The sequence below is a fragment of the Mycobacterium sp. 1165178.9 genome (assembly GCF_001673555.1).
GTDB lineage: Bacteria > Actinomycetota > Actinomycetes > Mycobacteriales > Mycobacteriaceae > Mycobacterium.
This window is the reverse complement of record NZ_LZMB01000298.1, coordinates 1-26469: the sequence shown is the minus strand read 5'-3', so window position 1 is coordinate 26469 and position 26469 is coordinate 1. Positions and strand designations below refer to the sequence as shown.

26 protein-coding genes are annotated in these 26469 nt (G+C 66.2%); 16 read left to right on the top strand and 10 right to left on the bottom strand.

Going from position 1 to position 26469, the window contains the following annotated elements:
* Nucleotides 1-80 precede the first annotated feature (80 nt).
* On the top strand, nucleotides 81-1706 hold the full coding sequence (gene groL, locus A5652_RS13045) for a chaperonin GroEL (RefSeq protein WP_064950651.1): 1626 nt from the start codon (nucleotides 81-83) through the stop codon (nucleotides 1704-1706).
* Nucleotides 1707-1927: 221 nt separating this feature from the next.
* Here groL and A5652_RS13040 read toward each other — a convergent pair whose 3' ends face one another.
* From A5652_RS13040 to A5652_RS13030, 3 genes are read right to left on the bottom strand one after another with little or no spacing between them, the layout of a single operon-like run.
* Complete coding sequence (locus A5652_RS13040; RefSeq protein WP_067351543.1) at nucleotides 1928-2323, bottom strand: hypothetical protein; 396 nt, start codon at nucleotides 2321-2323, stop codon at nucleotides 1928-1930.
* 24 nt (nucleotides 2324-2347) lie between these two features.
* Nucleotides 2348-2929 (bottom strand): PPE family protein, encoded by a 582-nt coding sequence (locus A5652_RS13035; RefSeq protein WP_082983882.1) that lies wholly within the window; start codon nucleotides 2927-2929, stop codon nucleotides 2348-2350.
* Between the two features lie 38 nt (nucleotides 2930-2967).
* Entirely contained in the window at nucleotides 2968-4698 is a 1731-nt protein-coding gene (locus A5652_RS13030) for an amidohydrolase family protein (RefSeq protein ID WP_067351540.1), read from the bottom strand.
* Between the two features lie 47 nt (nucleotides 4699-4745).
* On the opposite strand from A5652_RS13030, the gene A5652_RS13025 reads away from it, so the two are divergent.
* From A5652_RS13025 to A5652_RS13015, 3 genes are read left to right on the top strand one after another with little or no spacing between them, the layout of a single operon-like run.
* Entirely contained in the window at nucleotides 4746-5117 is a 372-nt protein-coding gene (locus A5652_RS13025; protein ID WP_067351573.1) for a VOC family protein, read from the top strand.
* A 10-nt stretch (nucleotides 5118-5127) separates the two neighbouring features.
* Nucleotides 5128-5646, top strand: coding sequence for a mycothiol transferase (locus A5652_RS13020; RefSeq protein WP_067351538.1), 519 nt, complete (start codon nucleotides 5128-5130; stop codon nucleotides 5644-5646).
* A 10-nt stretch (nucleotides 5647-5656) separates the two neighbouring features.
* Nucleotides 5657-6511 carry a hypothetical protein gene (locus A5652_RS13015; RefSeq protein WP_067351534.1) on the top strand — a complete coding sequence of 285 codons (855 nt, stop codon included), beginning with the start codon at nucleotides 5657-5659 and terminating at the stop codon, nucleotides 6509-6511.
* Nucleotides 6512-6520: 9 nt separating this feature from the next.
* Here the strand turns inward: A5652_RS13015 and A5652_RS13010 are convergent, their stop codons facing one another.
* Nucleotides 6521-8263, bottom strand: a complete 1743-nt coding sequence (locus A5652_RS13010; RefSeq protein ID WP_067351531.1) for a cytochrome c biogenesis protein DipZ — start codon at nucleotides 8261-8263, stop codon at nucleotides 6521-6523.
* Between the two features lie 121 nt (nucleotides 8264-8384).
* Between A5652_RS13010 and A5652_RS13005 the strand changes: the two genes are divergently transcribed.
* From A5652_RS13005 to A5652_RS12995, 3 genes are all read left to right on the top strand, one after another.
* A complete protein-coding gene (locus A5652_RS13005; protein ID WP_156745311.1) occupies nucleotides 8385-9071 on the top strand; it encodes a TetR family transcriptional regulator in 687 nt (228 codons plus the stop codon).
* A gap of 83 nt (nucleotides 9072-9154) precedes the next feature.
* Nucleotides 9155-9703 (top strand): MmpS family transport accessory protein, encoded by a 549-nt coding sequence (locus A5652_RS13000; protein ID WP_067351524.1) that lies wholly within the window; start codon nucleotides 9155-9157, stop codon nucleotides 9701-9703.
* Nucleotides 9700-12630, top strand: coding sequence for an RND family transporter (locus A5652_RS12995; RefSeq protein ID WP_067351521.1), 2931 nt, complete (start codon nucleotides 9700-9702; stop codon nucleotides 12628-12630). Before A5652_RS13000 ends, A5652_RS12995 begins: the two co-directional genes overlap by 4 nt.
* A 267-nt stretch (nucleotides 12631-12897) precedes the next feature.
* Here the strand turns inward: A5652_RS12995 and A5652_RS12990 are convergent, their stop codons facing one another.
* The 4 genes from A5652_RS12990 to A5652_RS12975 all read right to left on the bottom strand — a co-directional run bounded on the left by A5652_RS12990 (nucleotide 12898) and on the right by A5652_RS12975 (nucleotide 16842).
* Nucleotides 12898-13410, bottom strand: a complete 513-nt coding sequence (locus tag A5652_RS12990) for a DUF5078 domain-containing protein (protein ID WP_067351517.1) — start codon at nucleotides 13408-13410, stop codon at nucleotides 12898-12900.
* 79 nt (nucleotides 13411-13489) lie between these two features.
* On the bottom strand, nucleotides 13490-14401 hold the full coding sequence (locus A5652_RS12985; RefSeq protein WP_067351513.1) for a crotonase/enoyl-CoA hydratase family protein: 912 nt from the start codon (nucleotides 14399-14401) through the stop codon (nucleotides 13490-13492).
* A gap of 7 nt (nucleotides 14402-14408) precedes the next feature.
* The gene (locus A5652_RS12980) at nucleotides 14409-14720 is read right to left on the bottom strand and encodes a hypothetical protein (protein ID WP_067351510.1); all 312 of its coding nucleotides are present in this window, start codon (nucleotides 14718-14720) and stop codon (nucleotides 14409-14411) included.
* Between the two features lie 28 nt (nucleotides 14721-14748).
* Nucleotides 14749-16842 carry a prolyl oligopeptidase family protein gene (locus tag A5652_RS12975; protein ID WP_067351506.1) on the bottom strand — a complete coding sequence of 698 codons (2094 nt, stop codon included), beginning with the start codon at nucleotides 16840-16842 and terminating at the stop codon, nucleotides 14749-14751.
* A 66-nt stretch (nucleotides 16843-16908) separates the two neighbouring features.
* Between A5652_RS12975 and A5652_RS12970 the strand changes: the two genes are divergently transcribed.
* Genes A5652_RS12970 through A5652_RS12945 form a run of 6 tightly spaced genes read left to right on the top strand, consistent with a single transcriptional unit; the run spans nucleotide 16909 to nucleotide 21514 of the window.
* The gene (locus A5652_RS12970) at nucleotides 16909-18432 is read left to right on the top strand and encodes an aldehyde dehydrogenase family protein (protein ID WP_067351503.1); all 1524 of its coding nucleotides are present in this window, start codon (nucleotides 16909-16911) and stop codon (nucleotides 18430-18432) included.
* Complete coding sequence (locus A5652_RS12965) at nucleotides 18432-18932, top strand: DUF779 domain-containing protein (RefSeq protein WP_067351500.1); 501 nt, start codon at nucleotides 18432-18434, stop codon at nucleotides 18930-18932. Before A5652_RS12970 ends, A5652_RS12965 begins: the two co-directional genes overlap by 1 nt.
* Nucleotides 18929-19207, top strand: coding sequence for a putative holin (locus A5652_RS12960; protein WP_197513946.1), 279 nt, complete (start codon nucleotides 18929-18931; stop codon nucleotides 19205-19207). Before A5652_RS12965 ends, A5652_RS12960 begins: the two co-directional genes overlap by 4 nt.
* A complete protein-coding gene (locus A5652_RS12955; protein ID WP_067351496.1) occupies nucleotides 19200-19784 on the top strand; it encodes a hypothetical protein in 585 nt (194 codons plus the stop codon). The genes A5652_RS12960 and A5652_RS12955 overlap by 8 nt, the downstream gene beginning before the upstream one ends.
* Nucleotides 19785-19833: 49 nt before the next feature.
* A complete protein-coding gene (lpdA, locus tag A5652_RS12950) occupies nucleotides 19834-21231 on the top strand; it encodes a dihydrolipoyl dehydrogenase (RefSeq protein ID WP_067351493.1) in 1398 nt (465 codons plus the stop codon).
* Nucleotide 21232: 1 nt separating this feature from the next.
* Nucleotides 21233-21514, top strand: coding sequence for a hypothetical protein (locus tag A5652_RS12945; RefSeq protein ID WP_067351489.1), 282 nt, complete (start codon nucleotides 21233-21235; stop codon nucleotides 21512-21514).
* On the opposite strand, the gene A5652_RS12940 is transcribed toward A5652_RS12945, so the two are convergent.
* Nucleotides 21464-22084, bottom strand: a complete 621-nt coding sequence (locus A5652_RS12940) for a carboxymuconolactone decarboxylase family protein (RefSeq protein ID WP_067351486.1) — start codon at nucleotides 22082-22084, stop codon at nucleotides 21464-21466. The two genes, A5652_RS12945 and A5652_RS12940, sit on opposite strands and share 51 nt — an antisense overlap.
* A complete protein-coding gene (gene ramB, locus A5652_RS12935; protein ID WP_067351483.1) occupies nucleotides 22081-23505 on the bottom strand; it encodes an acetate metabolism transcriptional regulator RamB in 1425 nt (474 codons plus the stop codon). The genes A5652_RS12940 and ramB overlap by 4 nt, the downstream gene beginning before the upstream one ends.
* Before the next feature lie 159 nt (nucleotides 23506-23664).
* On the opposite strand from ramB, the gene A5652_RS12930 reads away from it, so the two are divergent.
* From A5652_RS12930 to A5652_RS26720, 3 genes are all read left to right on the top strand, one after another.
* Nucleotides 23665-24459: an acyl-[acyl-carrier-protein] thioesterase gene (locus A5652_RS12930; protein WP_067351480.1), complete on the top strand. Its 795-nt coding sequence runs from the start codon at nucleotides 23665-23667 to the stop codon at nucleotides 24457-24459.
* A gap of 268 nt (nucleotides 24460-24727) precedes the next feature.
* Complete coding sequence (aceA, locus tag A5652_RS12925) at nucleotides 24728-26014, top strand: isocitrate lyase (protein ID WP_067351478.1); 1287 nt, start codon at nucleotides 24728-24730, stop codon at nucleotides 26012-26014.
* 296 nt (nucleotides 26015-26310) lie between these two features.
* Nucleotides 26311-26469, top strand: a 159-nt coding sequence (locus tag A5652_RS26720) for a 3-hydroxyacyl-CoA dehydrogenase NAD-binding domain-containing protein (RefSeq protein ID WP_232001185.1), incomplete at its 3' end; no start/stop codon positions are given.

Sequence of the window (26469 nt, the reverse complement as noted above, 5' to 3'; positions counted from 1 at the left end):
CGGAAGACACCTAGCCGTCCGTCGCGGGCACTGCACCCGGCCAGAACGTGTCATCCCCAATCCGGAGGAATCACTTCGCAATGGCCAAGACAATTGCGTATGACGAAGAGGCCCGTCGCGGCCTCGAGCGGGGGCTCAACGCCCTCGCCGACGCGGTAAAGGTGACGTTGGGTCCGAAGGGCCGCAACGTCGTCCTGGAGAAGAAGTGGGGTGCCCCCACGATCACCAACGATGGTGTGTCCATCGCCAAGGAGATCGAGCTGGAGGACCCCTACGAGAAGATCGGCGCCGAGCTGGTCAAGGAAGTCGCCAAGAAGACCGACGACGTTGCCGGTGATGGCACGACGACGGCCACGGTTCTGGCCCAGGCGTTGGTCCGCGAGGGCCTGCGCAACGTCGCGGCCGGCGCCAACCCGCTTGGTCTGAAGCGCGGCATCGAGAAGGCCGTCGACAAGGTCACCGAGACCCTGCTCAAGTCGGCCAAAGAGGTCGAGACCAAGGACCAGATCGCTGCCACCGCGGCCATCTCCGCGGGCGACCAGTCGATCGGCGACCTGATCGCCGAGGCGATGGACAAGGTCGGCAACGAAGGCGTCATCACCGTCGAGGAGTCCAACACCTTCGGCCTGCAGCTCGAGCTCACCGAGGGCATGCGGTTCGACAAGGGCTACATCTCGGGCTACTTCGTCACCGACGCCGAGCGTCAGGAAGCCGTCCTCGAGGACCCCTTCATCCTGCTGGTCAGCTCCAAGGTCTCGACCGTCAAGGACCTGCTGCCCCTGCTGGAGAAGGTCATCCAGGCCGGCAAGCCGCTGCTGATCATCGCCGAGGACGTCGAGGGCGAGGCGCTGTCCACCCTGGTCGTCAACAAGATCCGCGGCACCTTCAAGTCGGTGGCCGTCAAGGCCCCCGGCTTCGGTGACCGCCGCAAGGCGATGCTGCAGGACATGGCCATCCTTACCGGTGGCCAGGTCATCAGCGAAGAGGTCGGCCTGTCGCTCGAGAGCGCCGACGTCGCCCTGCTGGGTAAGGCCCGCAAGGTCGTCGTCACCAAGGACGAGACCACCATCGTCGAGGGCGCCGGTGACTCCGACGCCATCGCCGGCCGGGTGGCCCAGATCCGCAGCGAGATCGAGAACAGCGACTCCGACTACGACCGCGAGAAGCTGCAGGAGCGTCTGGCCAAGCTGGCCGGCGGTGTTGCGGTGATCAAGGCCGGGGCCGCGACCGAGGTCGAGCTCAAGGAGCGCAAGCACCGCATCGAGGACGCGGTGCGCAACGCCAAGGCCGCCGTCGAGGAGGGCATCGTCGCCGGTGGTGGCGTCGCCCTGCTGCACGCGACCCCGTCGCTGGACGAGCTGAAGCTCACCGGTGACGAGGCGACCGGCGCCAACATCGTCCGCGTGGCGCTGGAGGCTCCGCTGAAGCAGATAGCCTTCAACGGTGGTCTGGAGCCCGGCGTCGTGGCCGAGAAGGTCCGCAACTCGCCCGCCGGTACCGGCCTGAACGCCGCGACCGGTGAGTACGAGGACCTGCTCAAGGCCGGCGTCGCCGACCCGGTGAAGGTGACCCGTTCGGCGCTGCAGAACGCGGCGTCCATCGCGGGGCTGTTCCTCACCACCGAGGCCGTCGTCGCCGACAAGCCGGAGAAGGCGGCCGCACCCGCGGGCGACCCGACCGGTGGCATGGGCGGCATGGACTTCTAAGTCCACGACTCAAGTACGGGAAAGCCCGGCCCCACGAGGGGCCGGGCTTTTTCGTGTCCGCGTTGCTTCTGCGTTCGCGGCGAACGCGAAGCTAGCCGCACAGTCGATGCCGAGCGTGCGGCCAGCTCCACGTTCGGCGGCGGTGTACGAGCGCCCGGCTTCGCCGCGCTTGCGATCGCCGCTAGCCCGATGGCGGCGACCCGCAGCGCCCGGCTTCGCCGCTAGGCCGGCAGCGAGAACACCACGCAGTCGTGCAGGCAGCCCTTCGCCGCGTCGGGGGAGTCGGCGTCGCGATGCAGCAGCGCGCGGGTGGGAACCACCGTCAGGCGGGCGGTCTCGGCCCCGGCCTCGCTCACTTCGGCGCTGCCGTCGACGATCAGCGAGTAGCCGCCGGGTGCGGTGGGCGGCCACAACAGGGTCACGTCGGCGCGCCGGGCGAGGTTGCTGCGGGTGCGCCCGCCGATGAGTCCGATGTCGAGGGTGGTCTCGCGCAGTTGCGGCTCGACCGTCACGGTGTGCGCCCGGTATTCGTCGTCGACCGTGATCAAGTACGCGTACGGGTAGTCGGCCAGCGCGTTGGCCAGCGCCTGGAGATCGACTTTCTTCTTGGTGCGCATGACCTTCCAGGATAGGCGCGGGATTTACTGCGGCGCCGGGCGCGTGACGGCGGCGCCGGTGTTGGAGAAGCCGAGGTTCTGCAGCACCTGATTCCAGGGCGGCAACTTGGCGACGGCCGCCGACGCGTCGGCGTGGTAGCCGAACATCGCGGCCACGTCCGAGGCCCACATCTGCTCGTAGGCGGCCTCGATGTCGGCGATGGCGGGGGTGTTTTGACCCAGGTGATTATTTGCCGCCAAGGCCGACACCAAGGCTCGATTGGCCGCCACCACAGCGGGCTGCACCGTGGCCGAAAGCGCCACCTCGAACGCGGTCGCGATGGCCGAGGCCTGGTGCGACACCTCTTCGGCCTGCGCGGCCGCCGCGCTGAGCCAGCTGATGTAGCGGCTGGCCACAGACATCATGGCCGTCGACGAGGCGCCCTGCCACGATCCGCTCGCGAGATCCGCTGTCACCGAAGAAAATGACGATGCCGACGATGCCAGCTCCCCGGCCAGCCCGTCCCACGCCGCCGCGGCAGCAAGCAGCGGCCCGGGGCCAGGGCCGGAAAAAATTAATGCCGAGTTGACTTCTGGCGGCAACCACGCAAAATGCGGGCTCGTCACGGACCCAACTTAGCTGGTATATGCCGCTTTTGGTGGTGTTATCGCGAGGCTGCGGGGATGGGCCGGCGGCCTCGCACCAACCTGCCCGGACGGGCGTCGGTGGGGACGCCGTTCTCGGCAATCACTTCACCGGCCACAATCGTGGCGACGTATCCGTCGGCGGTCTGGTCCAGGCGCCGTCCCCCGGCTGGCAGGTCGTAGCTGATCATCGGCTTGTGCAGCCGCAGTGCGGCATGGTCGATGACGTTGAGGTCGGCCTTGTAGCCGACCGCGATCCGGCCGCGATCACCCAGCCCGGCGATGCGGGCCGGCACCGAGGTGAGCTCGCGAACCGCCTCGGACACGCTGAACCGTCCGGCCTTGCGGTCCCGCGCCCAATGCGTCAGGAAATAGGTCGAGTAGCTGGCATCGCAGATCATTCCGTAGTGCGCGCCCCCGTCGCCGAGACCGAGCACCACGTCGTCGCGGTGCAGCAGCTCTCCGACGGTGTCCAGCGAGTTGTTCTGCAGGTTGCTGGTCGCAACCAGCAACATGGCTTGGCCCTCGTCGTCGAGTAGCCGGTCGTAGGCCTCCTCCATCGGCTCCACGCCGCGGGCGCGGGCGCGGGCCGCGATGCTGGTCGACGGGTCGGGCTCGTAATCGGGGGTGTCGCCCAACGGAAAGATCCAGTCCCACATCTGCGTCACGAACAGAATCGGGTGACCCTGTCCGGGCTTGTCGGCCAGGATGCGGGCCCGGACCTCCGGCTTGCGCATCTCGGCCACCCGCTCGGCCAGCGGCAGGTGCGCGATCTCGCGGTAGCTGGGGTAGAGCACGAAGGGGTTGGCGGACAGCTGCAACCCGATGATCAAACCGATCGGCCGCGGCAGCAGCTGCGCGGTGACGTCGCCGCCGGCCGCATTGGCCTTCTCGATCATCGTGATGGCGTCCGGCCAGGTCGGGTCGCCGGCGTTGGCGACGACGAGGGTGAAGGTGACCGGCAACCCGACGTCCTCGGCGACGTCGAACACCGTCTGCAGCACGGGCTGGTAGCCGCCCGACGGGATGTCGGGAACGAACTGCAGCAGCCCGCCGCCGCCGTCCACGACGCCTCGGGCGATCTCCTCGATCTCCTCGCGGGCGGCCTCGTAACTCGGTATGGGCGAACCGCTTTCGGTCTTGTGAATGGTCAGCCGCGACGACGCGAAGCCCAGCGCGCCGACCTCGATCGCCTCCTTGGCCAGCTCCCGCATCTTGGCCAGGTCTTTCTCGGTGGCCGGCTCGCGGTCGGCGCCGCGCTGGCCCATCACGTACACCCGCAGCGGTGAGTGCGGCAGATACGCGGCCACGTCGATGTCGCGCCTGCCCGACTCGAGCGCGTCCATGTACTCAGGGAACGTTTCCCACGTCCACGGCAGCCCGTCGGTCATGACGACACCGGGGATGTCCTCCACGCCCGCCATCACGTCGACGAGCACGTCGTGGTCGGACTGGCGGCACGGCGCGAAGCCGACCCCGCAGTTGCCCATCACCACCGTCGTCACCCCGTGCGCCGACGACGGGGTCAGGCGCTCCGACCAGATGGACTGGCCGTCGTAGTGGGTGTGCAGGTCGACGAAGCCCGGGGTGACCAGCAGCCCGGTTGCGTCGATCTCCCGCGTGGCGGTCGCCCCATTTATCGCGCCGACCGCCTCGATGACGTCGCCTTTCACCGCCACGTCACCGACGTACGGCTCACCCCCCAGCCCGTCGACGATGGTGCCGTTGCGGATGACGAGGTCGTGAGTCATTCAAACAATCTACGACCGTTGCGGTGGGTCGTGCCAGGATCTTCTCCGTGATCGACCATGTGGGAATCAACTGCGCCGACTACGGCGAATCTCAGCGGTTTTACGACGCTGTGCTGGGAACGCTGGGTTTCTCCCGGCAGCTGGACGTGGGTCGCGCGATCGGATACGGGCGGGCGGGCCAGCCGACATTCTGGATCTCGGGCGCGTCGGCGGGGCCCAATCGGGAAGTGCACCTGGCCTTCGAGGCGCCCGACGAGGACGCGGTGCGCGCCTTCTATGAGGCCGCCGTCGAGTTGGGCGCCGAACCACTGCATGCGCCGCGGCTCTGGCCGGAATACCACCCCGGCTACTTCGGGGCGTTCGTGCGCGACCCCGACGGCAACAACGTCGAAGCGGTCTGCCACGGCACCCTCCCGTAGTGTCGCGAGTATGGCCAGCACCGACGACGCCGCCGTCTTGCAAGAGCTCCTGCGCGACGCTTTCACGCGGTTGATCGAGCACGTCGACCAGATCACCGAGGGGTTGACCGACGGGGAGTCCGGCTACCAGCCGACCCCGAACGCCAACAGCATCGCGTGGCTGCTCTGGCACAGTGCCCGGGTGCAGGACGTTCAGCTGGCCGACGTCGCCGGCGTCGAGCAAGTGTGGTTCCGCGACGGCTGGGTGGACCGGTTCGCTCTGGACCTGCCGCGCGATGACACCGGGTACGGACACGGGCCCGACGAGGTGGCCAGGGTGACCGCGCCCGTCGATCTGCTATCGGGCTACTACCACGCGGTGCACAAGCTCACCCTCGAATACGTCGCCGGAGTCACCGCCGACGAACTGGCCCGCGTCGTGGACACCAACTGGGATCCGCCGGTGACGGCCAGCGCCCGATTGGTGAGCATCATCGATGATTGCGCCCAGCACCTCGGGCAGGCCGCGTACGTGCGGGGCATTCAGTAGATTCGCAGGCGTGCGTTTCGCGGCGACCGTGCTGTTGTGGGTCATCACCACGCTCGCGCTGGCGGTGGCGATCCCCGCGGCGTGGACGCAGCTGAATGTCGTTGACGCCGACGGCTACGTGGCCCTGGCGCAGCGCGCGGCGACGGATCCCGCCCTGCAGTCCGCCATGGCGTCCGAATTAAGCAGCCGGGCAATGACTCTCATCGCCGAGCATGGCGGGGGCCGATCTGACGTCGACGGTTCCGAGGTGCACGACGCCGCCCGTGCTTTTACCGCCGGCCCGGCGTTTCCGCCGCTGTTCGCCCAGGCGAATCGGGCGGCGCACCGCTGGTTGTTCGGCGACCCAGGGACCGACGAGAACGGCAATCAGTGGGCGGTCGACGTGGCGCCGATGCTCAACGACGCCTCGATCAAGCCGCTGCTCGCCCGCCACAACGTGGTGGTCCCCGCGAAACTCAGTGTCCCGCTGACTGTTTCGATACCGCATTCGATGCGGCAGGGGCGGCTGAGCCGGGCGTCCAGCTGGGGTCCATGGATGAGTATGGGTGCGGCGGCGCTGTGCGGCGTCTGCGCGCTGCTCACGGTGGCGGCCGCGCGCCGCCGCGGCAAGGCGCTGAGCAGCCTGGGCGTCTCGGCGCTGCTCGTCGGTGCGGGCGGCTGGGCGGGCATCGAGGTCGCCGGCCGCTATGTCAACGATGCGCTCAATCGCACCACCGGCAACGTCCGCCAAGTCGCCGAGGCGATGATCGAACACGCCGAAGCAGATCTGCACCAGTGGCTCAACGCCACGCTGCTCGCCGGCGCCGCCGCGGTCGCATTCGGCGTGATCGTCGCGGTGCTGGGCAGTCTCGTCAAGAAGTCGTGAGTCCACCGGCTAGCCGAAGGTGAACGAGAACACCTGCAGGCCCTTGCTGACTCGCATGTCCAGCTGATCTCGGTGCGCGGAGTTGTCGGCGACGATCCGGTGCAACGTGGGCGCTCCGCCGATCGCGGTGGTGGTGGTCTTGCCGTCCCGGGTCACGGCGATGAAGCCGCTGCCGCCGACGACGGCGTAGACATCCTTCGCGGTGTAGTTCAGCCGGACGACGGAGTCGTCGCCGTCCGCCGTGGCCCCCTGGTCGTCGAGGTTCCAGCGGCCACCCAGGGCGAACTTGTCGTCGCCCAGGTGCGGCGGGAAGCCCAGCGTGGTGGCGCCGGCTTTGTAATCGCCGGCGCCGCCGTAGTTTTGAGACTTGCCGACACCTAGATACGTCTCCGGCGTGAGCCTGGTCTGCGGAGTCATGTCGACCGAGTTCGTCGGCGCGGGCAGCGCGACGCCGGGATGGGCATCGAGAAGCAACTTGCGGATCAGCCTCTCGGTGTCGTCGTAGTCGCCCTCGCCGAACTTGCTGTGCCGCACTTGCCCATTCGTGTCGATCAGGTACTCGGCCGGCCAATACAGGTTCTGAAAGTTGTTCCACGTCGCGTAGTCGTTGTCCAGTGCGATGGGATAGGTGATGTGCAGATCGGCGGCGCCGCTCGCCACATTGGCGGGCACCCGTTCGAAGGCGTACTCCGGCGTGTGCACCCCGATCACGAGAAACCCGCTGTCGCGATACCGGTTGTACCAATCGATTACGTGCGGGATGGCGCGCTGGCAGTTGATGCACGAGTAGGCCCAGAAGTCGATCAGGATCACCTTGCCGTGCACCGCCGCGGGATCCAGCGGCTTGCCGTCCGCGGTGTTGAGCCACCCGGTGATGCCGGTGAGGGCGGGAGCCGGTCCGCACTGTTGCAGACCAGCGGAGACCCCGGCGCAATCGCTCAGTGCGCCGTTGCTGGTGCTGCCGGGCCGGCTCAGCTGTAGCCCGCCGCCGTGGTTCGGTTGTTGCACGGCGGCCGGGGCCAGGCTGCGTTCGATGTCGTTGGCCCCCAGCTTGTTCTGCATCGCAGTCGTGTAGTCGGGGACGGAGCGCTGCAGCGTCGCGGGCAAATTGAACACCAGCGCGACGGCCAGCACGATCATCGCGATCCCGCCTGCGATCTGAATCACGCGCTGCCGGCGGCGGAACGCGGCCACGCGTTCGGCGACGCGCCGCCCGGCCAGTGCGAAGGCCAGTAACGGCAACGCGTTGCCGACGGCGAACGTCGCCGTCAACACGAGCGTGCCGAGCCCGATCGACGACGTCCCGCCGGCCACCACGATCGCGGCCAGCACCGGGCCCGCGCACGGCACATAGAGAGCGCCCAACGTCAATCCCAGGCCGAAACCGTTTGTCCCCGAGCCGATTTGACGCTGCGGCAGGTAGGCGAAGGGCCGCTCGATCAGGTGCTGCACCGGCGGGAAGATCAGGCCCAGGCCGATCAAGACCAACACCACCAGTGCGGCCCAGCGGATCGCGTCCTGCGGCAGGTGCAGCGCCGTCAGCAGCGCGGAGCCGATCAGCGTGGCGAGGCTGAAGCTGCACACCAGGCCGGCGATCACCAGGTATGGCCGCGCCGCGGATCGCACAGCGGGCGTGCCGGCCCGGGTGCTGTCCATGCCGGAGAACAGAATCACCGGGAGCACCGGCAGGATGCACGGCGAGATGCCGGTGATCAGCCCGCCGAGAAATCCGATCAGGGCGATGGTCTGCACGGGGCTACTCCCAGGGGCTCGATGGGTGCCGGGTGATGAGCATGGTTACACCTTTACCTACTCCGACGAACACATGTGGTCCCGACAAATCACGTGACGTGCGTTATGCAACTCACACAATGTGCGTTACGCTCGGCCGGTGGCGCAACTAACATTCCAGCGCGCCCGCACTGAGGAAAAGAAGCGCCAACGTGCGGAGGCCCTCGTGGAAGCCGCGCGCTCGCTGGCGATGGAAACGGGCGTCGCGTCGGTCACCCTGACCGCGGTGGCCAGCCGCGCCGGAATTCACTACTCGGCGGTGCGCCGCTACTTCACTTCGCACAAGGAAGTTCTGCTGCATCTGTCTGCTGAGGGCTGGGTGCGGTGGTCGACTACGGTATCGGAGAAGCTTGCCGAGCCCGGCGCGAAGTCGCCCTCACGCATCGCCGAGACCCTGGCCGAAGCCTTGGCCGAAGACCCGTTGTTCTGCGACCTGCTGGCCAACCTGCACCTGCACCTGGAACACGAGGTGGACGCGGAGCGGGTCATCGAGGTCAGGCGGATCAGCACCGCGGCCACGTTGTCGCTGGCCGATGCGATCGGCAGCGCGCTGCCCGAACTCGGGCGATCGGGCTCGCTGGACATCTTGCTGGCCGCGTACTCGCTGGCCGCGACGCTCTGGCAAGTCGCGAACCCGCCGGAGCACCTCACCGACATCTACGCCGAGGAGCCCGAAGTGGTTCCGCCCGAATGGAATCTGGACTTCGCGTCCGCCCTTACCCGCCTGCTGACGGCCACGTGCGTCGGGCTGATCGCGGAATCCTCATGAACTCAGGAAGGAGGCCGGAGAGCGCTGTGGCTTGGCAAACTGCAACCGGTGAAGACACACGTCGTGAAGGACGTGAAGCGTCCATGAGTACGGCTGAGCCAACGACCGAGCCGCTAAAGATGCAGGGCTCCGCCGGCAGCGAGGGCGACAAGGTCGCCCCGCAGCGCGCCAAGAAAAAGGGGTTTCTGGGGCGTTTCTGGCTGGTGCTCACGATCGCGGCTGTCGTCGCCCTCTCGGGATTCGTGGTGTACCGATTGCACGGCGTCTTCGGCGTTCACAAGGGTTCGTTCGGTGGGGGCACCTCGGGCGAGGTCCTCGACGAGTTCAACGCCAAGACGATCACGCTCCAGGTTTGGGGCCCACCGGGCAGCACGGCGACCATCAACTACCTCGACGAAAACTCCCACCCACAGCAGGCCCTCAACGTGCCCTTGCCCTGGAGCAAAGTATTGAGTTCAACGAAGCCCGGCATCCCGGCGAACCTGGTGGCGCAAGGAGACGGCAGCTGGATCGCGTGCCAATTCGTGGTCAACAAGCACGACGGGAGCGGTGACGTCATCAAGACTCCGAACCGCTCAGATCCCAACCAAACCGTGAACGCCTTCGTCTATTGCCTGGACAAGTCGGCATGAGCGGGCCGGGCGAGGCTCCGCCGCGCGTCGACCAGCCGCTGATCCCGCCGTTCCTGCCGCGGATGATCCATCGGCTGGCCCTGCCGATCGTCCTGGTGTGGTTGGGCATCGTGTTCCTCACCAACACAGTGGCCCCGCAGCTGGAGGTCGTCGCCAAAACCCACTCGGTGTCGATGAGTCCGACTGACGCGGCATCTTTCCAGTCGATGATGCGGGTGGGATCGACATTCAAAGAGTTCAACTCCGACAACTCGGCCATGATCTTGCTGGAGGGCGATAAGCCACTCGGGGCCGAAGCGCACCGCTATTACGACGAGATCGTCAGGCGCGTCGAGCAAGACAAGCAGCACGTCCAGCACGTCCAGGATTTCTGGAGTGATCCGCTGACGGCGGCGGGTTCTCAGAGCCACGATCAAAAGGCCGCCTACGTCCAGGTTTACCTCGCCGGCAACATGGGCAGCGGGCTGGCGAACGAGTCTGCCGAGGCCGTCCGCAAGATCGTGGACTCGGTGCCCGCGCCGCCGGGAATCAAGGCATACGTCACCGGCGCGGGTCCGCTGTTCGCCGACCAGTCACACTCGGGGCAGAAGGGCGTCGCGGTCGTCACTCTTGTCACCTTCCTGGTGATCGTGGTGATGCTGCTGTTCGTCTACCGGTCGGTGGTGACCATGCTGATCATGCTGGCGATGGTGTTCATCGAGCTGGCCGCCGCCCGTGGCGTCGTCGCGACGCTGGGCAATTACGGGATCATGGGGCTTTCCACCTTCGCCAATAACATGCTGGTGCTGATGGCGATCGCCGCCGGAACGGACTACGCGATCTTTGTGGTCGGCCGCTATCAAGAGGCCCGCGGTCTGGGCGAGACCCGCGAAGAAGCGTTCTACACCATGTTTCACAGCACCGCGCATGTCGTGCTGGGATCGGGCCTGACCATCGCCGGCGCGATGTACTGCCTGAGCTTCTGCCGGCTGCCGTACTTCCAGTCGCTGGGGGTGCCGTGTGCGGTCGGCATGCTGGTCGCGGTGTTGGCGGCTTTGACGCTGGGTCCGGCGATTCTCACGGTGGCTTCGTTCTTCAAGCTCATGGATCCGAAGCGCATGCTGCAAACCCGGGGTTGGCGTCGCATCGGCACCGCGGTCGTCCGCTGGCCCGCACCGGTTCTCGCGGTGACCGTCGCGGTCGCGTTGGTTGGTCTGCTCGCCCTACCCGGTTACAAGACGGACTACGACAATCGCCACTTCCTGCCGGCGGACACCCCGGCCAATGTCGGCTATGCCGCCGCCGACCGGCACTTCGACCAGGCTCGGCTCAATCCCGAGCTGTTGATGATCGAGACGGATCACGACCTGCGTAATCCGGCCGACTTCATCGTCCTGGACAAGGTCGCCAAGGCGGTCTTCCACATCCCCGGAATCGGCCGGGTGCAGACCATCACCCGGCCGTTGGGCACGCCGCTCGACCACAGCACCCTCGGGTTTCAGATGGGCGCGCAAGCCGCGGGCCGGATCCAGACCCAGCACTATCAGGACGAGCAGGCGGCAAACCTGCTCAAGCAGGCGGACGAGCTGCACAAGACGATGGCAACGCTGCATGAGCAGATGCAGGTCACCCAGGATCTCAGCAACACGACACACGAAACCACCAGGCTCACCAAGGAAACCGTGCAGATCACCGAGAAGTTGCGCGATGACATCGCGGACTTCGACGACTTCCTCCGGCCGATCCGCAGCTACTTCTACTGGGAGAAGCACTGTTACGACATCCCGGTCTGCTGGGCACTCCGGTCGGTCTTCAACGCGCTCGACGGCATCGACCAGGTGGCCGAGAACATCGTGAACCTCAGCGCGAACCTGGACAAGCTGGATCGGATCCAGCCCAAACTGGTGGCGCTGATACCACCGCAGATCGAAAGCCAGCAGCGCAACCTCGACACCATCATGTCGAATTATGCGATCACACAGGGTCTCAACGAACAGGCGAGAGCACAGTCCGACAACGCCACCGCCCAAGGCGATGCCTTCGACAAAGCGAAGAACGATGACACGTTCTACCTACCGCCGGAGGCGTTCAAGAGCCCGGATTTCGCGCGGGGTCTCAAACAGTTCATCTCGCCTAACGGCCACGCCGTCCGGCTGATCATCTCCCATGAAGGCGACCCGGCGACTCCTGAAGGCATCAAACACATCGAACCGATCAAGCAGGCCGTGCATGAGGCGATCAAAGGCACCCCCTGGGAGGGCGCCAAGGTCTACCTGGGCGGCACGGCCGCGACGTACATGGACATGCACGACGGCTCCAACATCGACCTGATGATCGCCGGAATCGCTGCTGCCACTTTGATTTTCATCATCATGCTGGTGATCACCCGAAGCGTGGTGGCGGCTTTCGTGATCGTCGGCACTGTGTTGCTGTCGCTGGGCGCCTCATTCGGACTCTCCGTGCTCTTATGGCAGTACATCCTGGGCATGAAGTTGCACTGGATGGTGCTGGCGATGGCGGTCATCCTGCTGCTGGCGGTCGGCTCGGACTACAACCTGCTGCTGATATCGCGGTTCAAAGAGGAAATTCATGCCGGGCTCAAGACGGGGACCATCCGCGCGATGGCCGGTTCGGGATCGGTGGTTACCTCCGCCGGGCTGGTGTTCGCCGCCACCATGGCCACGTTCATGTTCAGCCCGCTGCTGGTGATGGCCCAGGTGGGTACGACGATCGCGCTGGGTTTGTTGTTCGACACCTTGATCGTGCGGTCGTTCATGACACCATCGCTGGCCACCCTGCTCGGGCGCTGGTTCTGGTGGCCGCAGCACGTGCGTCCACGGCCGGCCAGCACCATGCTGCGACCGTACGGACCGCGTCCCGCCGTGCGCGAGCTGATCCTTAACGACGTCGACGAGCACCCGGTGGGCGGAGTGGTACAACCGCGCTGATATCGCGGGGCCGTGAGTGTCGGGATCCGCGCTGGCTTAACGGGATGCGACTCGGCCCCGGGGGTGATTGGAACACGTCGCACTCAGAAGTGTCGATGCGGCAGTCGCCTTGGATGTCGGTGATCGCGTTGGCCGCCGTGGACCGGGCAAACAGCAGCCGCTCCGGCGGTACCAACCTAGGCCGGCGCTTCGTGCGCTGATGCGGCCCCAAGGCGACGACGCGCCGGACAACGATCTGTACCGGGCGTCGTCACCGAATTACTGAACCTACCCTTGGGGGTCGACCCGACCTTTGGGGGGCCCTGGCCACCCAGGTGGACCAGTTGGCTCGGCCCAGTCCCAGACCGACATGTCGCCGGGTGGGTACTGGTTGCAGATGTCGGTGGCCTTGGCCACCACGCCCTTGTTGTTCCAGAAGATCTTCATGTGGTTGGGCCAAGCCACCCACAGCGGATCTGACACTGGCGCATAGAAGTTCTCGGAGTAGTTCCGGCGGTCCTGCGGCGACAGCGAGTAGAACCAGTGCGCCTTGTCGATCGTCGCCTGCTGGACGTTGGGGTGGTTGTCGAAGTCGATCATGTAGCGCTGGTAGTACACCGGGCTGGTGTCCCGGGAAGCCGCCAGAATCTGCTCGGCGTCGCACGTGGTGTTGATCATTCGGCGGGGGATTGGGAAGTCCTCCGTCGAGTCGGCTACCGCGGTCGACGGGAAGATCGCAGCGGTAATACCCAGAGCAAGGAACGCAGCGCCTGCACGCAGGCCAGTACTCAGCCGAGACATAGCTATTACGGTAACACCTCTTGGCCCGGGCGGAATAGTTTCCAGCTCACTCTCAGGATTTCGCTAGTGCATCTCAGTATCAGTCGCCATCAGGGACGATGACGTGGCTGGGATCGGGCCGTAGCTCCGGCGGGGCCTGACTGTAATCGCCGAACGGGCCGTCGCGGCGCTCGATCGCGGCCCGCACGCCCTCGGACTGGGCGGTGTTGATGAAGGCCAACGCGTCGGGGGTATTGCGCATCAGGCCGTCGAGAATGCCGCCCAGCGTCTGGGTGGAGGCCAGCCCCATGTTCTCGTAGGCCTGGTTGACGATCAGCTTCTGCGCCTGCAGCTGCGATAAGGGGATCTGCGCCAGCTCGGCCGCGACTTCGGCGACGCGGGCCTCCAGCCGCTCGAACGGGACCGCCTCGTTGATCAGCTCGATCTCGGCGGCCTGCGCCCCGGTCAGCGGCCGGCCGGTCAGCGAGTGCCACTTCGCCTTGGCCAGGCTCAGCCGGTACAGCCACATCCCGGTCAGATACGCCCCCCACATCCTGCTGTAGGGCGTGCCGATCACGGCGTCCTCGCTGGCGATCACGAGGTCCGCGCACAGCGCGTAGTCGCTGGCCCCGCCCACGCACCACCCGTGCACCTGGGCGATCACCGGCTTGGACGCGCGCCAGATGGCCATGAACTTACTTGTGGGCCCGGTCTCGCGTGCGCTGACCATCGCGAAGTCCTTACCGGGATCCCATTTCCCGTCGGTCATCATGGCCTCGCCCCAGTGCTGGAACCCCCCGCCGAAGTCGTAGCCGCCGGAGAAGGCCCGGCCCGCACCGCGCAGCACGATGACCTTGATCGCCGGGTCGCGTTCGGCCAGGCCGATGGCGGCCTCGATCTCGTCAGGCATCGGCGGCACGATCGTGTTGAGCTGCTCGGGGCGGTTCAGCGTGATGGTGGCGACCGCGCCGGCCGTCCGGTAGAGCAGGGTCTGGAAGTCGCTGGTCGGCATGGCGTCCTTAGGGGTCGGGCTCGCGGTTCTCCGGCGAGGACGCATAGATTCGCCCGCCGATCTTCAAATACGGCGTGGTGAGGTACGCGGAGAAGGCGACGATGGCCGAAAAAACAGCCGCCACCAAAATGGCATTCGGCCACAGCTGGCCGGTTCCGGCCGCAAAGCAGACGATGCCGATGATCGCGGTCGCCCAGTAGAACCGCCGACCGGCGCGCCGGTCCTTGATGAAGCGGTAGCGGGCCTGTGCCGCCGAGGCCAGGATGCCGATCAATCCCGTCGCCAGCAGGGTGAGCTCGATGCGTTCAATCGCGGCCACGGTGACGATCCTAAGGGCGGGCGGATGCTCAGACCCCGGCCGTCAGCACCTGCCATAGGAACGAGTACGTCAGCGCCGACTTGAATGCGACCTGCTCGTTGTCCGCCGCGCCCGCGTGCCCGCCCTCGATGTTCTCGTAGTAGAAGACCGGCTGACCGGCGGCCTCGAGCGCCGCGGTCATCTTGCGGGCGTGGCCCGGATGCACGCGGTCATCGCGGGTGGACGTGGTCATCAGCACCGGCGGATATTTGCGCGTGGCCGAAATGTTTTGGTAGGGCGAATATTCGGAGATGAACTCCCAATCGTCGGGGTTGTCGGGGTCGCCGTATTCGGCGACCCACGAGGCGCCGGCCAGCAGTAGGTGGTAGCGCTTCATGTCCAGCAGAGGCACGCTGCACACCAGTGCGCCGAACCTCTCCGGGTACTTGGTCAACATGATGCCCATCAGCAGGCCCCCATTGCTGCCGCCCTGCGCCCCGAGCTGCTCGACAGTGGTGATGCCGCGCTCCACCAAATCGGTTGCCACGGCCGCGAAGTCCTCGGCCACCTTGTGGCGGCCCTCGCGCATCGCCTGGGTGTGCCAGCCCGGGCCATACTCGCCGCCGCCGCGGATGTTGGCCAGGACATACGTGCCGCCGCGGGCGAGCCACAGTCGGCCCAAGATGCCGCTGTAGCCCGGCGTGTTCGACGATTCAAAGCCGCCATAGCCGTAGAGCAGGGTGGGCGCCGGTCCATCGGAAACCTGTGGGCCGCGCACCACGAAATAGGGGATCGAAGTGCCGTCCTGAGATGCCACGAAGTTCTGTGTCACCGAGATGTTTTCGGCATCGAAGAAGCCCGGGGCAGATTTGATCTCTTCGAGTTGCCCGTCGTCGGTACCCCGCATCAGCCGCGAAGGCGAGTCGAATCCGCTGGAATCCAGGAAGAACTCGTCGCCGGTGTCGTCGGAGGAGACGACCACGGTGTTTGTCGCGGCCGGAAGGCCGACCACCGCCTCGCGCCGCCAGTCGCCCCGTGACGATCGCAAGCGCGGCGGAGCCGGGCGTTGCGGGTCGTCACGCGATGGCGGCGTGACGATCTCCACGCGGCTGGCCACGTCGGCCAGTGAGACGATCAGCAGCCGGTCCTTGGTCCACGCGTAGTGGTCGAGGGCGGTGTGCTCATCGGGTTCGAACACGATCTGCAATTGCGCTGTGCCAGCCAGGAATTCCTCGTAATTCGCGGCCAGCAGCGACCCGGCGGTGTAGGTGGCTTCGCCCAATGACCAGTCGCTGCGCAACTCGATCAACAGCCACTCGCGGTGCAGGCCGACGCTGGCGTCGGTGGGCGTGTCGATGCGAATGAGCTCCGAGCCGCGCAGCTCGTACACCTCTTCGTTCCAGAAGTCGAGCGACCGGCCGATCAGGGTGCGCTCGAAGCCGGGGATCCGGCTGGTGCTTGCGCCCACGTTGACATCGGAACGCGCGCCCTCGAAGACGGTCTCGGCCTCGGCGAGGGGTGTGCCGCGGCGCCACCGTTTGACCACCCGCGGATAGCCGGAATCGGTGAGCGAGTCGGCGCCGAAGTCGGTGCCGACCAGCACGGTGTCCGGGTCGGCCCAGCTGACCTGCGACTTGGCTTCCGGCAGCTCGAACCCGCCGTCGACGAATTCCCTTGTGAGCATGTCGAATTCACGAACGATGGACGCATCCGAGCCGCCGCGGGACAGGCTGACCAACGCACGCGTGTATTCGGGGTAGATGACACCGGCGCCGGCCCACACCCATTTCTCGCCGTCGGCCCGGCCCAACTCGTCGACGTCGATCAGCACGTCCCACTCGGGAGCGTCGGTCCGGTAACTGTCCAGCGTTGTGCGCCGCCACAGCCCGCGCGGGTTGGCCGCATCGCGCCAGAAGTTGTAGAGATGGTCGCCCCGGCGGACCACGTAGGGGATGCGGGCATCGGTGTCGAGCACCTCGAGCGCCTCGGTGCGCATCCGTTCGAAATTCTCGTCGCGAAAGCGCGCCAGCGTCGGCCCGTTGCGCGCCCGCACCCAGTCCAGCGCCTCGTCACCGGTGACGTCCTCCAGCCACAGGTACGGATCCTGGTCGTCTTCGGGCGCGGCGTGAGCTGGCGGCGTCATGGAAACCATTGTGGCCGCGGCGGTAGTGTGAGGTGAATTACACAGCCGCACGAGGAGTGAGAGCAGATGACTGTTTTCGCACGTCCGGGTTCTTCCGGGGCATTGATGTCGTATGAGTCCCGCTACGACAACTTCATCGGCGGACAGTGGGTCGCGCCCGCAAAGGGGCGTTACTTCGAGAACCCGACTCCGGTCACCGGCCAGACGTTCTGCGAGGTCGCCCGCTCCGATGAGGCCGACATCGACAAGGCGCTCGACGCCGCGCACGCGGCGGCGCCGGCGTGGGGCAAGACGGCCCCGGCCGAGCGGGCGGCGATCCTGAACAAGATCGCGGACCGCATCGACGAGCACACCGCCGCGCTGGCGGTCGCCGAAGTGTGGGACAACGGCAAGCCGATCCGCGAGGCGCTGGCCGCCGACATTCCGTTGGCCGCCGACCACTTCCGCTACTTCGCCGCGGCGTTGCGCGCGCAGGAGGGCTCGCTGTCGCAGATCGACGACGACACCGTCGCCTACCACTTCCACGAGCCGCTCGGCGTGGTCGGGCAGATCATCCCGTGGAACTTCCCCATCCTGATGGGCGTCTGGAAACTGGCGCCCGCGCTGGCGGCCGGCAACGCGGTGGTACTCAAACCCGCGGAGCAGACACCGGTTTCGGTGCTCTACCTGATGTCGTTGATCGGCGACCTGTTGCCGCCCGGGGTGGTCAACGTCGTCAACGGATTCGGCGCCGAGGCCGGCAAGCCCCTGGCCTCGAGCAACCGAATCGCCAAGGTCGCTTTCACCGGCGAGACCACCACCGGGCGGCTGATCATGCAGTACGCCTCGCACAACCTGATTCCGGTCACCCTGGAACTCGGCGGCAAGAGTCCCAACATCTTCTTTTCCGACGTGATGGCCAAAGCCGACGATTATCAGGACAAGGCGCTGGAGGGTTTCACGATGTTCGCCCTCAACCAGGGCGAGGTGTGCACCTGCCCGTCCCGCAGCCTGGTCCAGGCCGACATCTACGACGAGTTCCTCGAGCTGGCCGCGATCCGCACCAAGGCGGTGCGCCAGGGCGATCCGCTGGACAGCGAGACCATGCTGGGCTCCCAGGCGTCCAACGACCAACTGGAAAAAGTGTTGTCCTACATCGAGATCGGCAAGGACGAGGGCGCCAAGGTGATCACCGGCGGTGAACGCGCCGAGCTCGGCGGCGACCTGTCCGGCGGCTTCTATATGCAGCCCACCATCTTCGGCGGCAACAACAAGATGCGGGTCTTCCAGGAGGAGATCTTCGGGCCGGTGGTGACGGTGACGTCGTTCGACGATTACGACGACGCCATCTCGATCGCCAACGACACCCTCTACGGCCTGGGGGCGGGGGTGTGGAGCCGCGACGGCAACACCGCCTACCGCGCCGGGCGCGACATCCAGGCCGGCCGGGTGTGGGTCAACTGCTACCACGTCTACCCGCCGCATGCGGCGTTCGGCGGCTACAAGCTGTCCGGCTTCGGGCGCGAGTGCCACAAGATGGCCCTCGAGCACTATCAGCAGACCAAGAACATGCTGGTGTCCTACTCCGACAAGGCGCTCGGGTTCTTCTGATGGCCACCCCAGCTGGCGTGGCCATCACCGCCCCGGCCGCCGAGGTGCTGGCGCGGGTGCAGGCAACCCACGGTCCGGTGATGTTCCACCAGTCCGGCGGCTGCTGCGATGGCTCGTCGCCCATGTGCTACCCGCTCGGGGACTTCCTCGTCGGTGACCGCGACGTCTTGCTCGGCGTGCTCGACGTCGGGGCGGACGGCGTGCCGGTGTGGATCTCGGGTCCGCAGTACGCGGCCCACTATCGCGACAAGCACACCCAACTGGTCATCGACGTGGTCCCAGGCCGCGGCGGCGGGTTCAGCCTGGAGGCCCCCGACGGGGTGCGGTTTTTGTCCCGCGGCCGCGTCTTCACCGAGGAAGAGCGGGCGTCGCTGGCCGCCGCGACGGTGATCACCGGTGCCGATTACGAACGCGGCGAACGGCCCGCAACGCGGGGTCCGGTGGTGGCCGACGCGGCCTCGGCGACCTGCCCCGTGTCCGCAGTACAGTCGAGAAAGTGATCCCGCTTCCGCGTCCCTGGTTGTTGGCCAGCGCAATGCTGATCGGCAGTGCGGTCGGGCTTTTGGCGGGTGTGGCGTGCACCGTGGCGATCCATGCCAGCGTCCGCCCGGGCGTCGCGATCGCGTCGGTGGTCGGCATCCTCAGCGTGGTCGGGCTGACCATGATCCTGTTTTCCGGACGCCGGTGGGTCACCATGCTGGGCGCTTTCCTGCTGTCGGTGGCGCCGGGCTGGTTCGGCGTCCTGGTCGCGTTGCGGGTGACCGCCGGTGGCTGACGACAAGGACGCCGCGAGCCCCGGCACGGAGGCGTTCGTGCCGGACTTCTCGGATGACGACGCCGAGCACACCGGCACCCAGTCGTGGGTTCCCGATTTCGATGACGACACCGGTGCACACCCCGTTGCAACCGAACCGGAGCCCGCCGGCGAAACCGCGGCAGACGACGGGGCGACACCCGCGGCGGACGCCGGCGAGCCGCAGTCGGCCGAGCCCGTTGGCGCGGTGCAACCGGTCAACGTGCCCGGCCGGTATCTCTACCTCAAGTGGTGGAAGCTGGCGCTGGTGCTGCTCGGCGCGTGGGCCGCGGCGGCCGTGATCGGGCTGGGGCTGTTCTACTGGTGGTACCACTCGGCCGACAAGACCCCCGCGCTGTTCGTGGTCCTGGTGTACGTGGTGGTGTGCATCGTTGGCGCTGTGATGCTGGCGATGACCGAGGGCAGGCCGCTGATCTCGGCGCTCGCGGTGGCCATGATGTCCGGGCCGTTCGCGGCGCTGGTGGCCTCGGCGCCCCTGTACGGCTATTACCACTGCGAGCGGGTGGGGCACTGCCTCGTCGGGCTCATTCCTTATTGAGGCCTCGCCCGGGCGGCCCCCAGGGGTTGTGGCCAACTAGGGTGGGCTCGTGCCTTCTCACTATGACGTCGTCGTCCTCGGGGCCGGTCCCGGCGGATATGTCGCAGCCATTCGCGCCGCACAGCTGGGCCTGTCCACCGCGGTCGTCGAACCGAAATACTGGGGTGGAGTCTGCTTGAACGTCGGGTGCATCCCGTCCAAGGCGCTGCTGCGCAACGCCGAACTGGCCCACATCTTCACCAAAGAGGCCAAGACGTTCGGCATCAGTGGCGAGGCGACATTCGACTACGGTGTCGCGTTTGACCGCAGCCGCAAGGTGGCCGAGGGCCGCGTCGCCGGCGTGCACTTCCTGATGAAGAAGAACAAGATCACCGAAATCCATGGCTACGGCCGCTTTTCCGACGCCAATACGATCTCGGTCGAGCTCAACGAGGGCGGCACCGAAACCGTCACCTTCGACAACGCCATCATCGCCACCGGTAGCAGCACCCGCCTGGTCCCCGGCACGTCGCTGTCGGCCAACGTGGTCACCTACGAGGAACTGATCCTGTCCCGGGAGTTGCCGGAGTCGATCATCATCGCGGGTTGCGGAGCGATCGGCATGGAGTTCGGCTATGTGCTGAAGAACTACGGCGTCGACGTGACCGTCGTCGAGTTCTTGCCGCGCGCCCTGCCCAACGAGGACGCCGAGGTGTCCAAGGAGGTCGAGAGGCAGTTCAAGAAGCTGGGCGTCAAGATCCTCACCTCAACGAAAGTCGAGTCCATCTCCGACAACGGCTCGGAGGTGACGGTCGCCGTCAGCAAGGACGGTAACTCACAGGAACTCAAGGCCGCGAAGGTGTTGCAGGCCATCGGTTTTGCGCCCAACGTCGAGGGCTTCGGCCTGGAGGCCGCCGGGGTCGCGCTGACCGACGGCAAGGCCATCGGGATCACCGACTACATGCGCACCAACATCGAACACATCTATGCCATCGGTGATGTGACCGGGAAGCTGCAGCTGGCCCACGTCGCCGAGGCTCAGGGCGTGGTGGCCGCCGAAACCATCGCCGGCGCAGAGACTTTGGCGCTGGGCGATTACCGGATGATGCCGCGCGCGACGTTCTGCCAGCCCAACGTCGCCAGCTTCGGGCTGACCGAGGAGCAGGCCCGCGACGAAGGCCACGACGTTGTGGTGGCGAAGTTCCCGTTCACCGCGAACGGCAAGGCGCACGGTGTGGGCGACCCCAGCGGCTTCGTCAAGCTGATCGCCGATGCCAAATACGGTGAGTTACTCGGCGGACACCTTGTCGGGCACGACGTCTCCGAACTCCTTCCGGAGCTGACGCTGGCCCAGAAGTGGGACCTGACCGCGACCGAACTGGCCCGCAACGTGCACACCCACCCGACCATGTCCGAGGCGCTGCAGGAATGCTTCCACGGCCTGACCGGACACATGATCAACTTCTGAGATGATTCGCACCGTCACCCCTCAGGCCATCGCCGGGGCCATCGGTGGCCTGCTGACCGGTTATGTCCTGTGGTTACTGGCCATTTCGAACGGCGACAACGCGACGGCCGGCCAGTGGGGACCGCTGGTGCTGCTTGCCTCGGTGGTGCTGGCGATCTGCGCCGCGCTGTGGGGCCTGCGGCAGCGCCGGCGCGACAAGCAGGCATGGGCGGCGTTCGCCTTCGCGCTGCCGCTACTTCCCGTGATACTGACGCTGGCCATCCTCGCCGATGTCTACCTGTAGCTGGCTCGGATGGTCCAGCGGAATGCCGAGCGCTGAAATGGTCGCGGCTAGCCCGTCGTAATGACTTGCGAGCAAACAGAATTCGATCAACCGCCGCCGATCCAGGTGAGTCGCCAGCTGCCGCCACGTGGCATCGGTAATGGTCCGGTCTTTGACGAATTCGTCCGTCGCCGCCAGCAGCGCCTGCTGGCGCACTGTCAGGCGCGCTTCGACCGGGTCCAGCCTCGCGGGCCAGGCAAATATCGCGGCCTGCAGATCCGCGTCCAAACCCGCTTTGCGCGCGATCCGACGGTGATGCTGCAGTTCGTACTCACACGAGCGTAGATGCCCGACGCGCAGGATCACCAACTCGGTGTCGATTGTCGGCAGCCGTCCCCGCAGCAGGCGGGCGCCATAGAACAGCCAGGTCCAATAGAGCAACTGGCGCTGGCCGAGCGTGGTGAACAGATGCATCTCCGGTGCCCTGACCACGCGCGCGGACAACTTCGCGAACAGCCAGTTGATCGGGCCCAACTCGCGAAACCGGCCCGACGGGATACGGTCGACCGCGTTGTTCTGGCTGCCACTCACGGTTGGGTCACCAGGTAGGGCGACACCGTGCTGCGGTGCTCGTCGAGATCGAGTGCGCGCCCGAGCGCTGGGAAGGCGCGCTGCGGGCAATTGTCGCGTTCGCAGACCCGGCAGCCCGCGCCGATCGGTGTGGCCACTGTTCCTGGTTCCCCCGAGACGTCGAGTCCCTCCGAGTAGACGAGTCGGTGAGCGTGCCGAAGCTCGCAGCCCAACCCGATCGCGAAGGTCTTACCCGGCTGACCATACCGGGCCGCGCGGCGTTCCACGGTGCGGGCCACCCACATGTAGTTGCGGCCGTCGGGCATCTGCGCGATCTGCACCAGGATCTTGCCCGGGTTGGCGAACGTCTCGTAGACGTTCCACAGGGGGCAGGTGCCCCCGCTGGAGGAGAAGTGAAAGCCTGTGGCGGACTGCCGCTTTGACATGTTCCCGGCCCGATCGACCCGGACGAAGGAGAACGGCACGCCGCGCATGGACGGGCGCTGCAGTGTCGAAAGCCGGTGCGCGATGGTCTCGTAGCTGATCGAGTAGAACGACGACAACCGTTCGACGTCGTAGCGGAAATTCTCTGCGACGTCGTGAAATTGGCGGTAGGGGAGCACGGTGGCCGCGGCGAAGTAGTTGGCCAACCCCAGCCGCGCCAGCGTGTGTGACTCGTCGCTGGTGAACTTGCCCTCCTCGACCAAAGTGTCGATGAGATCACCGAACTCGAGATAGGCCAATTCGGCAGCCATCTTGAAAACCTGCTGGCCCAACGACAAATGGTTGCTGAATTCCAGCGTTTTGGTCTTGGGGTCGAAGCGGTGCAGCACGGTGTCGCCCAGGTCGATCCGGCGGTTGATGTGCACCCCGTGCACCTCGGTGAGCCGGCGGGTCAGCTCACGCGCCAGATCGCCGTGATGCAACCGCATTTTGATGGTCAGGTCCTCGGCGGCGGTGTCCAGCTCGTGCAGGTAGTTCTGGCGCTGGTAGAAGTAGTCGCGCACTTCCTCGTGCGGCATGGTGATCGAGCCGCTGCCGCTGCCGTCGGAGAACCGCTCCTCGGTGGCCGCCGCGAGCTGCGCCGTGGTGATCCGGTAGCGCCGGTGCAGATTGACCACGGCGCGGGCCAACCCGGGGTGCGCGCTGACCATCTCGGCGACCTCGGTCGGGTCGACGTCGATGTCCAGATCACGGTCCATGGTGACCTCGCGCAGCTCGGCCACCAGCCGGGTGTCGTCCTGCGAGGCGAAGAAGGTCGCGTCCACCCCGAAGACCTCGGTGATGCGCAGCAGCACGGCCACCGTCAGCGGGCGGACGTCGTGCTCGATCTGGTTGAGGTAGCTCGGCGAGATTTCCAGCGTCTGAGCCAGCGCGGCTTGGGAAAACCCGCGTTCGTTGCGAAGCTGGCGAACGCGGGAGCCGACGAACGTCTTGGACACTTCTCCGAGGTTACCGGCCCGTGCGAAGATTCGATTCGCAGACTTGGCACCGGGTACCGTCTGGTCGGGATTAGTATTCGGGGCACCTCGTTGGCATGATTCGACCAGGCCTTCTGTCTTAGCCTGGGGCAACCACGAGGAGGAACGGGGAGCGGCGGCGTGAGCCTGGACAAACAAATGATGCCGGTGCCCGACGGACACCCTGACGTTTTCGATCGCCAGTGGCCGTTGCGGGTGGGCGATATCGACCGCACGGGCCGGTTGCGGCTGGACGCCGCCGCCCGCCACATCCAGGACATCGGCCAGGACCAGCTGCGTGAGATGGGCTTCGAGGAGACCCATCCCCTGTGGATCGTGCGGCGAACCATGGTGGACCTGGTCCGCCCGATCGAGTTCCAGGACATGCTGCGCCTGCGTAGATGGTGCTCGGGAACCTCCAACCGCTGGTGTGAGATGCGGGTCCGCATCGATGGCCGCAAGGGTGGCCTGATCGAGTCCGAGGCGTTCTGGATCAACATCAACCGGGAAACCCAGATGCCCTCGCGCATCGCCGACGACTTCCTGGCGGGCCTGCACAAGACGACCACGGTCGACCGGTTGCGGTGGAAGGCCTACCTCAAGCCGGCCAGCCGCGATGACGCGGTCGAGATCCACGAGTTTCCCGTCCGGGTCACCGACATCGATTTGTTCGACCATATGAACAACTCCGTGTACTGGAGCGTGATCGAGGACTACCTGGCGTCGCACCCGGAGCTGCTGCGGGCGCCGCTGCGCATCACCATCGAACACGAGGCGCCGGTGGCGTTGGGCGACAAGCTCGAGATCATCTCGCACGTCCACCCCGCCGGATCTACCGAACAATTCGGTCCCGAGCTGGCCGATCGCGCTGTTACAACGCTCACATATGCCGTCGGCGACGAGACGAAAGCGGTCGCTTCGATCTTTGCTCGGTAACAGGACAAGCGTCCCGGTTAAATTGCGCTCTGACCTGCAACGATAGTGTTACTGGCGGGTAGCTTCTGAAACGGTTAAGTTTGTTAGCAAGTTCGCAAACTTCGCAAATCTCGGCGTTCCCGTTGCTTAAATTGGCAATTGAAACGGGTAGACCGGCCCCTATGAGCTGTGCCATCTTCGAGTTAGCACACCAGCGAAGTTGAGCCGCTAGCTACCGCCGGTGAGGCGTCCAGCACTCAGTAGTGAAGATCGTGAAGGAGCATGCCCGATGTCTGTCGTTGGCACCCCCAAGAGCGCCGAACAGATCCAGAAGGACTGGGACACCAACCCGCGTTGGAAGGATGTCACCCGGACCTACACCGCCAAGGACGTCGTCGCCCTGCAGGGCACCGTGGTCGAGGAGGCCACCCTGGCCCGCCGCGGCGCGGAGGTGCTGTGGGAGCAGCTCCACGACCTGGAGTACATCAACGCGCTGGGTGCCCTGACCGGCAACATGGCCGTGCAGCAGGTGCGCGCCGGGCTGAAGGCCATCTACCTGTCCGGTTGGCAGGTCGCCGGCGACGCCAACCTTTCCGGCCACACCTACCCCGACCAGAGCCTCTACCCGGCCAACTCGGTGCCGCAGGTCGTTCGCCGGATCAACAACGCGCTGCTGCGCGCCGACGAGATCGCCAAGGTCGAGGGTGACACCTCGGTGGAGAACTGGCTGGCGCCGATCGTCGCCGACGGTGAGGCCGGCTTCGGCGGCGCCCTCAACGTCTACGAGCTGCAGAAGGCCATGATCGCCGCCGGTGTGGCGGGATCGCACTGGGAGGACCAGCTGGCATCGGAGAAGAAGTGCGGCCACCTGGGCGGCAAGGTGCTGATCCCGACCCAGCAGCACATCCGGACCCTGACCTCGGCGCGCCTGGCTGCCGACGTGTGCGACGTTCCGACCGTCGTCATCGCCCGGACCGACGCCGAGGCCGCCACCCTGATCACCTCCGACGTCGACGAGCGCGACCAGCCGTTCATCACCGGCGAGCGCACCAAGGAAGGCTTCTACCGGGTCCGCAATGGGCTGGAGCCCTGCATCGCCCGGGCCAAGGCCTACGCACCGTTCTCCGACCTGATCTGGATGGAGACCGGAACTCCGGACCTCGAGCTCGCCGCCAAGTTCGCCGAGGGCGTCAAGTCCGAGTTCCCCGACCAGATGCTGGCGTACAACTGCTCGCCGTCGTTCAACTGGCGCAAGCACCTTGACGACTCCACCATCGCGAAGTTCCAAAAGGAGCTCGCGGCAATGGGATTCAAGTTCCAGTTCATCACGCTGGCCGGTTTCCACGCCCTGAACTACTCGATGTTCGATCTGGCCTACGGCTACGCCCGCAACCAGATGAGCGCTTACGTCGAGCTGCAGGAGCGCGAGTTCGCCGCCGAGGAGCGTGGCTACACCGCCACCAAGCACCAGCGTGAGGTGGGCGCCGGCTACTTCGACCGGATTGCCACCACGGTGGACCCGACCTCGTCGACAACCGCGTTGACCGGCTCCACCGAAGAGGGCCAGTTTCACTGAGGACGAGCGGGCTTTGGCCGTGAGGACGAAGTGAAACCGAGGGCTTGAGTCACTGAGGACGAGCGGGCTTTGGCCGTGAGGACGAAGTGAAACCGAGGGCTTGAGTCACTGAGGACGAGCGGGCTTTGGCCCGCCAGTGCGCCGAGCGTGCACCTGCGGCGAGAATTCGGCCGGATTTTCGCGGCGGTTACACGCTCGTGGCGTCGAGTATGAGATGAAGTAGCGTAGGCCCCGCCCAGCTGAACCTGGGCGGGGCCTATTGCGGTGCAGGACGATACGACACCGGAGAGAAATCAGTGAGTGACTCAACGATTCAGCGCGTAGGAGTTGTCGGCGCCGGCCAGATGGGGTCCGGCATCGCCGAGGTCTCGATTCGTGCCGGTGTCGATGTGACCGTGTTCGAAACCACCGAAGCCCTTATCACGGCGGGACGCAACCGCATCGTGAAGTCGCTG

Excerpts from the sequence above, each read along its gene's own strand:
- A5652_RS12945 (WP_067351489.1), top strand. The coding sequence starts at position 21,233 with ATGATTCGCACCGTCACCCCTCAGGCCATCGCCGGGGCCATCGGTGGC.
- aceA (WP_067351478.1), top strand. The coding sequence starts at position 24,728 with ATGTCTGTCGTTGGCACCCCCAAGAGCGCCGAACAGATCCAGAAGGAC.
- A5652_RS12970 (WP_067351503.1), top strand. The coding sequence starts at position 16,909 with ATGACTGTTTTCGCACGTCCGGGTTCTTCCGGGGCATTGATGTCGTAT.
- A5652_RS13000 (WP_067351524.1), top strand. The coding sequence starts at position 9,155 with ATGAGTACGGCTGAGCCAACGACCGAGCCGCTAAAGATGCAGGGCTCC.
- A5652_RS13040 (WP_067351543.1), bottom strand. The coding sequence starts at position 2,323 with ATGCGCACCAAGAAGAAAGTCGATCTCCAGGCGCTGGCCAACGCGCTG.
- A5652_RS12990 (WP_067351517.1), bottom strand. The coding sequence starts at position 13,410 with ATGTCTCGGCTGAGTACTGGCCTGCGTGCAGGCGCTGCGTTCCTTGCT.
- A5652_RS13020 (WP_067351538.1), top strand. The coding sequence starts at position 5,128 with ATGGCCAGCACCGACGACGCCGCCGTCTTGCAAGAGCTCCTGCGCGAC.
- groL (WP_064950651.1), top strand. The coding sequence starts at position 81 with ATGGCCAAGACAATTGCGTATGACGAAGAGGCCCGTCGCGGCCTCGAG.
- A5652_RS12975 (WP_067351506.1), bottom strand. The coding sequence starts at position 16,842 with ATGACGCCGCCAGCTCACGCCGCGCCCGAAGACGACCAGGATCCGTAC.
- A5652_RS12995 (WP_067351521.1), top strand. The coding sequence starts at position 9,700 with ATGAGCGGGCCGGGCGAGGCTCCGCCGCGCGTCGACCAGCCGCTGATC.
- A5652_RS12965 (WP_067351500.1), top strand. The coding sequence starts at position 18,432 with ATGGCCACCCCAGCTGGCGTGGCCATCACCGCCCCGGCCGCCGAGGTG.
- A5652_RS12985 (WP_067351513.1), bottom strand. The coding sequence starts at position 14,401 with ATGCCGACCAGCGACTTCCAGACCCTGCTCTACCGGACGGCCGGCGCG.
- A5652_RS13030 (WP_067351540.1), bottom strand. The coding sequence starts at position 4,698 with ATGACTCACGACCTCGTCATCCGCAACGGCACCATCGTCGACGGGCTG.